Origin of the sequence: Micromonospora sp. NPDC048930, from assembly GCF_043197935.1 — a bacterium.
Taxonomy (GTDB): Bacteria; Actinomycetota; Actinomycetes; order Mycobacteriales; family Micromonosporaceae; genus Micromonospora.
In genome coordinates this window covers 1-11,963 of record NZ_JBICUB010000023.1, presented here as the reverse complement: position 1 = coordinate 11,963, position 11,963 = coordinate 1, and the positions used below count along the sequence as shown (strand labels likewise).

The 11,963-nt window shown below is 67.9% G+C and carries 10 protein-coding genes; 1 reads left to right on the top strand and 9 read right to left on the bottom strand.

What is annotated here, in order from left to right; all coding sequences use genetic code 11:
- Positions 1 to 255: 255 nt before the first annotated feature.
- From ACGFI9_RS34335 to ACGFI9_RS34305, 7 genes are all read right to left on the bottom strand, one after another.
- A complete protein-coding gene (locus ACGFI9_RS34335) occupies positions 256 to 1,359 on the bottom strand; it encodes a tyrosine-type recombinase/integrase (RefSeq protein WP_393184737.1) in 1,104 nt (367 codons plus the stop codon).
- A 687-nt stretch (positions 1,360 to 2,046) separates the two neighbouring features.
- Entirely contained in the window at positions 2,047 to 2,514 is a 468-nt protein-coding gene (locus ACGFI9_RS34330) for a hypothetical protein (RefSeq protein WP_393184735.1), read from the bottom strand.
- Complete coding sequence (locus ACGFI9_RS34325; RefSeq protein ID WP_393184846.1) at positions 2,475 to 3,698, bottom strand: nitric oxide synthase oxygenase; 1,224 nt, start codon at positions 3,696 to 3,698, stop codon at positions 2,475 to 2,477. Before ACGFI9_RS34325 ends, ACGFI9_RS34330 begins: the two co-directional genes overlap by 40 nt.
- Before the next feature lie 39 nt (positions 3,699 to 3,737).
- Positions 3,738 to 4,967, bottom strand: a complete 1,230-nt coding sequence (locus tag ACGFI9_RS34320) for a tryptophan 2,3-dioxygenase family protein (RefSeq protein WP_393184733.1) — start codon at positions 4,965 to 4,967, stop codon at positions 3,738 to 3,740.
- The gene (locus ACGFI9_RS34315) at positions 4,964 to 5,992 is read right to left on the bottom strand and encodes an aminotransferase class V-fold PLP-dependent enzyme (protein WP_393184844.1); all 1,029 of its coding nucleotides are present in this window, start codon (positions 5,990 to 5,992) and stop codon (positions 4,964 to 4,966) included. The genes ACGFI9_RS34320 and ACGFI9_RS34315 overlap by 4 nt, the downstream gene beginning before the upstream one ends.
- Positions 5,993 to 6,117: 125 nt before the next feature.
- Positions 6,118 to 6,840 carry a tryptophan 2,3-dioxygenase family protein gene (locus tag ACGFI9_RS34310; protein WP_393184731.1) on the bottom strand — a complete coding sequence of 241 codons (723 nt, stop codon included), beginning with the start codon at positions 6,838 to 6,840 and terminating at the stop codon, positions 6,118 to 6,120.
- Between the two features lie 87 nt (positions 6,841 to 6,927).
- A complete protein-coding gene (locus tag ACGFI9_RS34305; RefSeq protein ID WP_393184729.1) occupies positions 6,928 to 7,497 on the bottom strand; it encodes a hypothetical protein in 570 nt (189 codons plus the stop codon).
- A 1,191-nt stretch (positions 7,498 to 8,688) separates the two neighbouring features.
- Here ACGFI9_RS34305 and ACGFI9_RS34300 point away from each other — a divergent pair.
- A complete protein-coding gene (locus ACGFI9_RS34300; protein WP_393184727.1) occupies positions 8,689 to 9,297 on the top strand; it encodes a hypothetical protein in 609 nt (202 codons plus the stop codon).
- Between the two features lie 237 nt (positions 9,298 to 9,534).
- Here ACGFI9_RS34300 and ACGFI9_RS34295 read toward each other — a convergent pair whose 3' ends face one another.
- Together ACGFI9_RS34295 and ACGFI9_RS34290 are read right to left on the bottom strand one after the other, a co-directional pair.
- The gene (locus ACGFI9_RS34295; protein WP_393184725.1) at positions 9,535 to 9,840 is read right to left on the bottom strand and encodes a hypothetical protein; all 306 of its coding nucleotides are present in this window, start codon (positions 9,838 to 9,840) and stop codon (positions 9,535 to 9,537) included.
- A 497-nt stretch (positions 9,841 to 10,337) separates the two neighbouring features.
- Positions 10,338 to 11,585, bottom strand: coding sequence for a helix-turn-helix domain-containing protein (locus ACGFI9_RS34290; RefSeq protein ID WP_393184723.1), 1,248 nt, complete (start codon positions 11,583 to 11,585; stop codon positions 10,338 to 10,340).
- Positions 11,586 to 11,963 lie beyond the last annotated feature (378 nt).

Below are 11,963 nucleotides of genomic sequence, written 5' to 3'. Positions count from 1 at the left end.
GAGGTCGGCATCCACGCCGGCATACGGCATGTGGCTCCACACGCATGATGGTCAGGTAGGCAGGAGGCGCGCTGACACCAGGCGGGTGCGGTACGCCGAGGAATGGCTGGCTGGCGGATCTTGAACAGGCTGAGCAGGAGCTGAAAGATCGGTGGCGGAGTCAGTGCCAGCCTCCTGCCGAGCGGACGGCTCCTCATCCGCCCGACCTGCGGCTGGGGACAGCTCGGCTTTTAAGCCGTCCGGCTCCTAACTCAGCTACGGCGCCATGATCTCATCCTCGCCCTCGGGCACGGCTAGCATGCGCTCCGGCCAAGGTATCGCTTGTTCCTCAGCAATAAGCGGATGTGGCTCGCCCGAGAGTGAAGACAGCGCCCGTGCCACATCATAAATGTCTGCCTTGACGTAGGTGCTTGTCACGCCGGCGTCCGATCTGCCGCTATGCCCAGCATATGCTCTGGCGATGGCGTATCCAAAATTCCGTTCAACCCAGGTCAACGTGGTATGCCTTAGCCAATGTGTCGATACCTGCTGGGCTTGGACCCAAGGCAGGCGACGCCCCAGTCGCTGCCAGAGATGATCGTACCGACGGCTCGTCAATGGAGCGCCCGACCGGTATCTGAGCAGTTGCGTACCGCCACCGATCTTCCCACGCTCTTCGTAGTGCCGGACAAGCATACGCAGCATAGAAGGGGAGACGGGCTGCCAGCGAACTGTCCCGCCCTTCTCGCTGAGCCGAATGCAGCAATTATCGAGGTCCAAGTCCGCTCGGTCCAGGCCCAGTGCTCCACCCCGCCGGCAGGCTGTTTCGATGTGAAGTCGCAGGATGAGGGAGTCTAGGTGCGGATCATTTCCCGTACGCCCTGCGAGTTCCACTATCCGCGCAAGCTGACGCTCCGGTAGAGCGTGCCGATTGCTCGGCAGCCTTCGGGGCTTTGCCACTCGTCGAGCTGGATCTTCCGCCTCGGCAATCAAGCCGTCGGCAACCGCGAATGCATAGAGGCAGCGAAGGGCAGAGACCGTGTGCTCAGCCGCTGAGCGACCGCCGCGTGAGTTGCTACGGACGAGTGCACTCGCGCGGACCTGCTCTACAAGCGCCGAGATTTCGGATGGTGTTGGGTCGTTCAGTTTGCGCTCGCCCCAGCACTGCTCGATTCGCTTCCAGTAGCTTTCGTAAAGTCGGCGGGAGCCTGGAGAAACGGCCACCAATACGCGCTGGATGTAGTCACGAAAGGTAGGGATTCCCGGCGGTTCGCCGATTGCCGACGGTCCACGCAACCCTTCATCGGGAATCCGCGCAAGAATCGACCGCAGGGCGGCTACCTCTTGGTTGGTTAATCCATTCGGCAACGGCCCGGTCATGTAACACCACCTGAGCCAATGTCAATGAAAGCCGCGAGCGCAGATTCCACAAGATCCATGGTGCAAAGGATGACCATTCCTTCTTCCCTCCGCGCCACCGCTAACAGTCGTACTCCTGTGGACAGTTCGGCCGAAAGCCTGATAGGAGAGAGTACGCGGAGGTGGCCCTGTGCTGTAACCAGACACGTCCCGCCCTCGCCGCGCTGGATTATGAGGAAGCCCTCCCCCACTTTGCCGTTCAGCGAATGGTCCGGGCTCCAGCCCATTGCGCGAACCGGGGTTCGATCCGCAAGCCGCCCTCGCGCGTCCATGACGGTGAGGCAGTATTGCCAATGACAACCTTTCGCGGGCCTACGTCTTTGAGGAGCATGGAGACCGATAGCTGCCAGCAAAGATGGTGGCGGGGCCGGCCGGCTCGCGTCCTCGCCACCCCCGGATGCCGTATTCGCAAGCATCATCGCCATGACTCTCCGCACATCTAGTTCACTGAATCTGGTTCTCGGCGACCTCAGCCGCCAAATTGCTGATTCGAGGAGGTCACATCCCCTAGGCATCCTAGGATGCGGGGTGACCTGCTCGGGAATCAAGCTCTCAGGTCTCATCGCATCGACGCAGCACGCTTCCTTTGAGCGACTACTGACGGTACGGGAGCTTGGGGCCCGCGCAAGCGCGGGCCCCAAGCTTGGCTCACCAGTCGCCGACGGCAGTGAATCCGTAGTACTTGCCCAGGTCGATGCGGACCCAGACGTAGAACTTGGTGCCGTCCTTGACGTTGGTGGCGAGGTTGCGCCACTGGCCGACGGGCACGTGCGTCCAGTAGTTGCAGGTGGCGCGTCCGTAGAAGTTGATGCAGGCGTCGAACGGGCCGTAGTCCTTGCCGTTGCCGGTGTTGCGAACTTGGATGTCCTTGCATTGGCTGGTGGCGCGGTAGTAGCTGGGGTACTTGGGGTAGCTGATGATCTCCACGCCGTTGTACTGCATGAAGGCGTCGGCGGCGCCGAACTTGGCGCTGTAGGGCGCGGCGCGGCAGCCTGCGGCCTGGGCGGGCCCGCCGGAGACGCCGACGAGACCGGCGGTGACGGCTGCCAGAGTGACAGCTGCCGCGGCCAGGCGGGTCAGTCGCCGGTGTGCCTTGGCGGGTGTGCGTGTGGACACGTGTCCTCCCTTGCGTGGTTGGGTGGGGCGACAGCGGCCGGGGGGACGTCGGCGCGCTGGCGCGGTGAGGGTTCATGGCCGGGCCTGCGGTGGCCGGCGGTGAGGGCGAGGCAGTACGGGTCCGGAAGAAGAGCCGGAGTGGGTTGGCCGGTGTTGTAGTAGCGGCTCCAGGAGGGGTCCTGGGGCGTCATCGGGTAGGAGTTGAGCCAGCTCCAGTCACCGACCACGACGCGGCCGGCTGCTTCCTCGTGCTGCACGAAGCGGGCGAAGGCCCGGCTTTCGCGGTGGTGGTCGGTGATGGACACGCCGGCGGATTCGAAGCTGTGCAGCACGGCTTCGTGCAGGGTGAGCAGGGCTTTGTCGGTGCGCAGCCGGTCGCGGTCGTCGAGGCCCAGGCCGGCGATGATGGCGGGCAGCTGGTTGTAGCGGTGTTCGTCGGCGAGGTTGCGGGTGGCGATCTCGGATGCCATGAAGGTGCCGCTGAACGGGGCGGGAAACTGCAGGCCACCGAAGTGGAGCGCCATGTTGCTGATGACGGGTACGGCGGGCCAGCGCAGTTCGAGATCAGCGATCCACGGGTAGTCGGGGTGGTGGATCGGCACCTCGAGGATGTGCGCTGGGTCTGTAGGCAGCAAGTGCAGTCCCCCGTCGGCGGTGGCGGTGATCCAGGGCAGGAGGTCGAACGGGCCTCGCCGAGTGGGTCCTGGCCAGCCGAGGTCGGTGGCCAGGCTGGTCAAGGCCAGGTTGGCGGGGTCACCGAGGACGCCGTCTCTGCTGGGCCAGGCCGCGTAGCGGGCCAACTGCGGGCTGATGATGCGCGCCGGTGGCGGGCCGGTGTGTGTGGCGGGTGCGAGGACGGTGATGACGGAGCGGATCCGTCCGCCGTTGGTGGCCTCGTCGAGGTGAGCGGCCAGTTCTCGGCCCACATCCTGCAGGGTGGTGATGTGGCGGCGGTCGCGAACGATGAGGCTGGGCCAGCGCAGCCGGCCGATGCAGCGGCCGGAGTTGCGCCAGGCCGCCCGCGCCGCGTAGGCCAGCTCGTCGTAGGTCGGCCGCCACGTCCCGTTCGCACGGATTTCGGCACGCACTTCTCGCCAGCGGCGCGCGAGGCCGGGCATCCCTAACTCGTTGTGCCGTTGGCGGAGGAAGGCGTGGGCTTGGGTTGGCAGCTGATCGTGGGGCATGTCCGCCCGTCGGCGCACGGTCGATGGCGCAGTCATCGGTCACCGCTCCTCAGGGTCGTGGGCGTCGCGGTTGCGGAAGACGTGCTTGTCGCGGCCGTGGAGGAGGTAGGGGGTTCCGGGCGTGGCGCCGGTGCCTGGTCGTTCGGTGCCGAGCATTCGCACGGCGAGGCGGTAGTGGGTGCGCCGCCATTGGTGCACGGCGGCGGCGAGCTGCCGCATCCCGTCGGCCAGAATGGGCGTTTGCGCGAGAGCTCGATGGTCGGCGCGGATGGCGTCCAGGGCGTCGTCGAGACTGCGCTGTCCGTTGCTGACGCGGGCGTACACGTTGGGCACGGACAGGTACGCCACCGAATGCAGACGCTGCGGGTCGGGTGTGCGGCACAGCGATTCGACCAGCTTGTAGGCGCGGGACTGGATGGCGCTTGCCCCGTCGGTGTAGACGCGGAAGGCGTGGAACGCCTCCGGTTGCATGGTGGCCAGCAGCGACCACAACGGTGCGGTCTCGCGCAGGAGCGACGCCGCGAAGGACAGGCGCGTGCCGGCCGCAGGCAGACGTTCTTCGTCCACGGCGGTGATGGCCGCGGTGAGGTCCACGGCGAGCAGTGCGAGGGTGGACTCAAAGGCTTGCAGGACCCGAATAAACAGGTACTCGTCGTGGACGCGCTCGACCGGCAGCATCGTGGTCCGCAGCACCAGCCGGTCAGCTGCGGTTCGATCGATTGCGGCCAGCGCGGTCAAACGGCGGGCCAGCGCCATCGGATCATCGGCGGCAGGGAGTGCGAAGCTGAGCCGGCGCAGCGCGGGAGCAGCGGCGCGCACCGCGTGTCGCACCCGCTTCCTCACCACCTCCGCGTTGGGACGCATCTGGGGCAGCGGCGCCCCGGTGCTGTCGAGGGCGCGCAGCTCGAAGGAGATGAGGTCGGTCAGGAGCAAGGTGTGCAGGTGGTCGCGCCGGGCCAGCAGCTGGTCTGCCGGTTCGGCGTTGCTGGCAGGGTCGGATATGGGTAGGAGGGGCAGTGCGAGGTAGCTGCGGTAGTCGTACCTGCCGTCGATCTTGTCGAGGGCGACGGCCAGGAAGTCGGCCAGGTATGCGCGCGGCCCGGACACTTCGGGCAGGCGCTCACGGGCCGAGCGCAGTGGCGTGGTCCACGCCTCGGGGATGAAGTGCTTGCCGTAGTAGAGGTAGGCGTCGACGACAGTGTCGTAGGGGAAGCGGTGTGTGGTGGGCCGTCGGTGGGCCAGCCAGCGGTGCAGCGGCTCGGGATTCATCGGGCCGCTCCAGGGCGGGTGCGGCTGCGGCACCGGTACGCGGCGATCGTCTCGCATACGGCGTCGATGTCCTCGTTCGTGGTGTAGGCGTGCATGGCCAGGCGCAGGACACCGCTGCGGGGCGCGGCGATGACGCCGCGGTGCCCGAGCCAGGCGGCCATCGCCTCCGCGTGTGGCTCGACGAGCGCCAGGTGGGCGCCTTGCGCGTCGGCGTCGGTGGCCAGGCGCACGATCTCGCCCTGGGCTGCCAGCCGCTGCGCGGTCATGGCGATCAGCCGCTGGGTGTGGTGGCGTACCTGCCGCAGGTCGAGGTCACCGATCAGGGACAGGCCAGCGACGGCAGCGTAGACGGCCGCTGCGGCGGGGGTTCCGGTCTCGTAGCGCCGGGCGTGCGGGGGCGAGTCCAGGACGGTGGCGCGGAAAGCGTGGGGGTCGGTGCGGCCGAGCCAGCCGGTGAGCGCCGGCGGCGGACCGCCCGGATGCCGGACGTAGAGGAACGCCAGGCCGGGCAGCCCGAGCAGATATTTGCCGGTGCCGGTGACGAGGTAGTCGCAGCGCAGGGCGTCGACGTCGAGGGGAATGACGCCGGCGGCCTGGTAGGCGTCGACGAACACGGCCGCGCCGGCGTCGTGCGCGGCATCGGCGATGCGGGCCACGTCGAGGCGGATGGCGTCGCGGTAGGTGACGGCGGGCACCGACACCAGTGCGGTACGGGGTGTGATCGCCGACAGGTAGTCGCCGGGGTGCACCGCCCCGTCGGGCGTGCCACACCAGCGCACCCGCGCTCCGGGTTGGGCCATCCAGGTGTGTGCGATCCCCGGGAACTCGGCGGGGGTGGTGAGGATTTCCCGGCGTCGTCGCCACCGGCGGCCGGTTGCCGCCTGGTGCGTGGCGATGCTGGCGTTGGGCAGGATCGCGACCTGGTCGGCGTCGGCGCCGATGAGTCGTGCGAACAGCTGGCGGGCGTGGGCGACCTGCTCTTCGCATGCTTGCCAGAAGCCGGGCCGAGAGAGGTCGTTGAGCATCCGGGCGACGGCCTGTTCCAGGTCGAGGGTGCGGGGGGCGATGCTGCACGCGGCCAGGTGGGCGCTGCCGGATGGCGTGGCCAACCGCTGCCGCAGCAGCGCGGGTCGGGCCAGTGCCGCGGCGGTCACGGCTGTACCTGCCGTGGACAGGCCGCGCGCGAGAACCCTTCGGTGAGTTCGCTGCGGGCTTCCCACAGCGTCGGGAACCGGCGGTGGGCAATGAGCTTGGGGAGGCTGTCAACCGGGGTGCGGCGCGTGCCGAGCACGCCCTGACCGATGACGCGGGTGGCGACGCTGTAGTGCTCGGTGCGCCATAGCGCGATCCGCTCGTCCAGCTCCACCAGCGCCTCGGCGAGCCGGTACAGCGGGTCCGACGGCTGTCCCCGATACAGGTCGACGGGGGTGAGGTGCAGCGAGGACAGCAGCCGGGCGAACGCGATGTCCAGCTCCGTGGTCGCTTCGCGGAGAAGCCGCCACCCGGGGCTCTCGAACCCTGACCCGTTGCCGAGCGCGGTCCGGATGATGGCGAACTGCGCCGGTGGCAGTGACCGCAGGATGCGCAGGTGCTCGGTGATCAGCCGCAGCGCTTCCGCGGCCCGACGGAGGAGGAGTTCCGCCGCGGACGGTTGGTCTGCGGTCAGGTGCGCGAGGGCCCTGGCGAGATGTGAGCGGGTGAGCTTGAGCCACAGTTCGCTGCTCTGGTGCACGACTTGGAACAACAGTTCGTCAGGGTGCACCCACTCCCCCGGTCCCTTCTGCAAGGACAGCAGGTCGTCGATGCGCATGTAGCGGGCGTAGTCGGTGTCGCCCGCTCCCGGTAAAACAGCGGGTAGAGGTGTCGTTAGCACAGGATGTCTCCAAGGACGGTCGGACCGATGCGCAGGCGAGGCGTTGTCGGGATCGGCGTTCCGGTGGATCGCGTCGCGGCAGCCTGGTCAGGTGCGCAGGGCGGCCAGGGTTGAGGTCGCTACGGCCGTCAGCCGGGCGGGCAGGTCGCCGGGCAGCGCAGCCCCGAGGCGCAGCGGTGCGGCCGCGATCGTCAGGTACAGGTTCGCGTCGTAGGTGACCAGGTTGAAGCCGGTCGACTCGTCTGTGTATGTGTAGGCGGCGGCGCCGACGCCGGTCAGTTCGGTGACCGGTCCGGCGTCCTGCTGCGCCTGCCGCATGCCCTCATACATCAGGCGGGCCGAGTCGGGTTCCACGATGTCGACGTGCACCGTCATCACGACACCGTTGGGTAGGCGCCCCACGGTGGCGGTGCACGCGAGGTTGGCGGTGCTGCCGCTCGTTCGGGAGGTGTCCTGGCGGCTCGCTACCGGCCCGATGATGTCGGCGACGGCGCGAAGGTCCAGCTTGGGGCATAGCGCGTCAATCGGGCGGTAGAGGGTCGCGGTCGAGGGTGGCACGGCTGACGTCGCCGAGGTGCTCACTATGGCGGTGGAGGTAGCGCCGGAAGCAGGCGAAGACTCAGCGGCGCCGGTGCAGCCGGACAGTGCCAGCGCCACTGCGGCGAGGCCCCACGTTGCGGCCGCAGCGCGAAGTGTCAAGCCATAGGGAATCGCCCGCCGGCGACGACGCGACTGACGGCCGAAGGGAAATGACGACGATGTCATTTGGCGCACCTATCCGGGGGTGCGAGCTAGCAGCCCGCGCGGATGATGTCGTGGGCTCCGGGCGTAGACCTGCTCCCCCGTTGTGAGGTCTGCGCCAACAACGCGATCAATTCAACACACGCCCAACCGGAGTGTCTACGTTTCCGGCCACCACTAGTCGCTTCCACCAGTCCACTCACTGCGCCATCTAGGCACGGCTGAACTGGGAGTATGTGCACCGGAATGCAATCCTCCAGCGCGCATCACGCTGGTAGCGGACACAGCAAGAAGCTACGGTTCCTCCCGCACGGCACGGCGGAGCGTCGCGCCTTCCGTCAAGGCCGAGTTCAACAACTCGAACGGGGAGGAATCACTCGTGCATTTTGCATCGATTAGAACGTGGAACGCGCTGGCAATATCGGCGGCCAGCGCAGCTGTCGGCCTGATGGTCGCAGCCTCACCCGCACTCGCCGATGCCACTCCCACTCCGGACGCGGCTGCGACGAAGGCCGCGACCGCGGAAGCGACCAGCGCCGGCGCGAACCCGCCCGTGCCGGATCCCACCGCGACGCCGGAGCCCGATCCCACCGGCCCGGGGCCGGATCCAGAACCCACCACACCTCCCAGCCCTGAGCCCCCCACGCCACCGCTCCCTGAACCGAGCAAATCGCCGACGGCCCCGCCCCCGCTCAAGCCCTCGCGGCCGTCCAGCAGCGTCTCGAACACGTCCACCCCGACGTCCGACGCCGCGGTTGTCGCTGACGGTGCCGATCAAGGACCAGGGCTGCCCGTGACCGGGGCGCGCGTCGTATCGATCACGGCGGTCGGATCCGGGGCAGTCCTCATCGGCGTCGGTCTGGTCGTTGCTGGCCGTCGACGCAAGATCAGCTAACGCGTACGACACAGGCAGGGAGGGCAACTGCGACGAGGCAGCGCCCCGACCAGGCGATCTGGCCCATCGGCCACGGCGACGTGCCGGCAAGGGCGCCTGGCCGGGCACCTGCCGTCACTCCCGTACATCCTGCAGGCGGCGTCTCCACTCCAGCCCACGCCGCCATCCCGCACAGTGATCGACCAAGGACCAGCCGCGCCCGGCGTGTGGCCATGATCCTCGCGGTGCTCCTTGCCGGTGCCGGGCTCGGCACCGGTTTCGCGAGCTGGTTTGCACCCACATCCTCGGAGAGCCCAAGGGATCGCTCCACAGAGGATGCCGAAGGTCCGTTCGCCGAGCGTCAGGCCAGCGTCAATCGCAGCCACATCCCGACGAAGCAGCTGGCCGAGTTCGCCGCGCCCTGGCTCGCCCGCATGGGCGACTGCACCGGCGACACCCAAAGCGGAGGACCCGAGCGCGGCGACGGCGAGCAGACGCGTACCCGGTGCACCGCCGGGATCGTCACCGTGTACTGGATCTCATATCGCAGCATCGCCGATCGGGATGCCCCCCAGGCTCGATACGCTGTCCAGGCGGCGCACTCACAACATCTGGCTCCCGGCATGCTGCAACCCAGCCCGGCGCCCGCCGAACACCCTCCGCAGCTTCACGTCGAGTACGCCTACCAAGTGCCCGCCGGAGAGCACGCTGGACAAACGGTGGCCGCGCTGTGGTGGAGCGATCCCGCGCAGCCTGTCGCCGGCGTCCTGACGGCGTACTGGGAAGAGGGTCTCGGCTCCTCCTGGGCGCCCCTGCGCGACCTGTGGCGTCACACTTCCTGAACCTCTCGATGACCGCGAGGTCCCTCGGGTGGCTATGACGGACGAGATGGGCTCCACCGAACGGCCATAACAGGCCCCGGCACGGGCCGGCCTCGCCGAGAGTCAAGTAACGGTGCGTGAGAGCCAAGGCTGCTGGTGCTGCTCGTGGCAGTGCGCGGAGTAGTCGATGAGCGTGCGCAGCACGTATAGCCATCTGTGAGAACAGCCGGGGGGTCCCGAAGTGGCAGAGGCGCCAGCCTATTCGTTTGCGGTGCCTTCGCGGGCTTCCTGCTTGTCGTCGACGCTTTTCTTGGCGACCGGCTTCGAGTCCATGGCGGCAGGGTCGTGCTCACGGCCCAAGAGGTTCTTCGAAACAAGCCTCCATGGGTCGACCTTCCAGAGCCCGACGCCAGCTGCCGCGACGACGGCGCTCGCAGCGATGCCGATCGCCACGCCCTTCTTTACGCCGACAGCTTCGCCGATCGCTCGGCCGATCTCTTCGCCGATGGCGAGCCCCTCTCCCACGCCGGTATGGTGGCCGGCGTCCCACGCCGCGTTGCCCATGCCAGTCCCCTCCCGCCCTAATCGCAGGGAAGCCTAGCCACGGGCTGCCACCTGTTCATCAGTTCTCGACGGGGTCAGCTCGTCGGGGTGCTCCGCGTCGGCTAGGTCGTCGAGCACGGTCGGCTCGGCCCCCCGATCCTCAGCGGACAACCACGGCAGCAGGAGACCTGTTCGGGGCTGGTTGGCCAGCCCGACACTCGGTCGCAACGAGGTACTCCACGAATCCATGATCGAATCGACCCATACCGCTTTTCGCACCTACTCATTGGCCGCGAGGCGTGTGCGGCGCTCTTGGTCGCCGATCGCGGTCCGTTAGTACGCCAAGCTCTTACGAGCGTGGCGATAGCCTTCGTTACCGTGACCGGGCCGCACGAGGCGGCCGGGCTAGCCGTCCTGTGGTTCCACGTCCGGCTTGACACCGCCGACACGGAGCTGCCCCAGACATTCCCGCTGTCGGCGCTGATTTGGGGCCTTGTCCTTACCTTGCCCCGGCGCTGCTACCAGGGCAGGGCCTGTTGCTGGACGAAGCGGCTGGTGATCTCCGTCAGCCGCGCCGGGACGGTGTTGGCGCCCCGGCGCAGATAGAACTCGGGCTTCTCCCGGTTGTATGCATGCCAGCCGGTGCCAGCGGGGACCTCGACCAGCAGCACCGTTTTGCCGTCCACCGACACCGGGCGCACCGTCGCCTCCGGGTCTGGATCGATGTTGCTGCGGATCATGTTGTGCAGCGCGAGCATGAGCTCGTCCAGCTTCGTCGCGTCAACGCCGATGATCTGGCTGTCGTCGGTCACCCCGATCAGCACGGTTCCGCCCTCTCCGGAGGCGAACGCGGCCACCGTCTTGAGCATCTTTCTCCTGTGCTCGCTGATGGGCAGCTGCTCCTTGAACTCGACGTACTGCGATTCGCCGCCGGCGATCAGCACGCTCGCGTCAGCGCCGGGCAGGTCCCAGATGATCGAACTGTCGTTATCGCCGCCCGGCTGGGGCGCGGGGAAGTAGCGGAAGTCCAACCAGTCGTCGCCGGAGCGCAGCATCACTATGGTGGCAGGCGCGAGGCCTCGCGGCAGCCGGAACCGGAGGCGCCCGGTCGTGCCGACCGGGCGGATCTGCCGGTTCTGCGGGGTGGCCAGCTCCACTTGCGCTCCGGCGAGCTCGGTCCCCTTCACATGCACGGTTAGCGCGTCAGAGGCGATGGTGAGACGGTCGAGCCAGCCGCGGCGGTCAGCTCGGACGATGCGCCACAGCATGTGCGTGGGGCGGGGACCGTTCTCGACGGTGGCCTTGTAGAAGAAGGCGTTGAACGCCGCTTCGGTGTTGAGGAAGCTTGGCCCGTCGCCGACAAGCACCTTCCGCGGCCGGGTCGGGGCCTGCGCCATCGGGCTGAGCTGCCATTCGGTGCGTGGCCACGGCAACACCGCGTTGTTGTAGCGCACCTGACCGGCGATCCGCTGGAAGCTGCCGCTGTCTTGTACGGCCGGGGCAGACACCGTTAGCTCGGCGACCTGCTGCGACATGCCCCGCACCAGGTCGGCGGCCAGGGGCCCGGGCAGGCGGCGCTCGATGAAGGCGTCCTCGCCGTATGTCCAGGTACGCTCGCGGGGAGGGCTGTCGGCGCCGATGAGTACCTCGCCGTAGCCGATCCTCCAGGCATCCTTCTCGCGGTACAGGGCCAGTCGGACGTCAACGGCGTCGCTTTGCTCGATCATGCTGGTTAGCTCGTCGACCGGCGTCATGCCGTTCTCCATGCCCCGCACCATCCTCTCCGCGTCGCCGTCCTCCAAACGCAGGCGCCGTCCGCCACGCTGTTACACCTGCTCGGCAACCGGCCACGAGCGTACGCCGGGACCCGCCTGCCCCACCGCTCAGTTATCCACCCAGGCTGCCATCCTGCCGGCGTCCCTCAGAGCGCACATCACCCGGCCGTACCTACCGTCGGGTCCCTCGCTGAGTAGCAGCATTACCTCGCGCGCCTATCCCTTGCCGCGTTTGCCGCGTCCAGTGTGTGCCGACCCATCTGGTTCGTCACTAAGGGGGTGTCTCAGATGGACGATGCGGTAGCTGCGGCATGATCTTCGTTTCGTGACAGCGATGCTCGATGACATGGTGCGCACGTGGGCGCCGGA

Bases quoted from the DNA above. Each gene is read 5' to 3' on its own strand.
- ACGFI9_RS34325 (WP_393184846.1), bottom strand. From the start codon at position 3,698: ATGCCCCACGATCAGCTGCCAACCCAAGCCCACGCCTTCCTCCGCCAA.
- ACGFI9_RS34320 (WP_393184733.1), bottom strand. From the start codon at position 4,967: ATGAATCCCGAGCCGCTGCACCGCTGGCTGGCCCACCGACGGCCCACC.
- ACGFI9_RS34300 (WP_393184727.1), top strand. From the start codon at position 8,689: ATGATCCTCGCGGTGCTCCTTGCCGGTGCCGGGCTCGGCACCGGTTTC.
- ACGFI9_RS34335 (WP_393184737.1), bottom strand. From the start codon at position 1,359: ATGACCGGGCCGTTGCCGAATGGATTAACCAACCAAGAGGTAGCCGCC.
- ACGFI9_RS34295 (WP_393184725.1), bottom strand. From the start codon at position 9,840: ATGGGCAACGCGGCGTGGGACGCCGGCCACCATACCGGCGTGGGAGAG.
- ACGFI9_RS34315 (WP_393184844.1), bottom strand. From the start codon at position 5,992: ATGCTCAACGACCTCTCTCGGCCCGGCTTCTGGCAAGCATGCGAAGAG.
- ACGFI9_RS34290 (WP_393184723.1), bottom strand. From the start codon at position 11,585: ATGGAGAACGGCATGACGCCGGTCGACGAGCTAACCAGCATGATCGAG.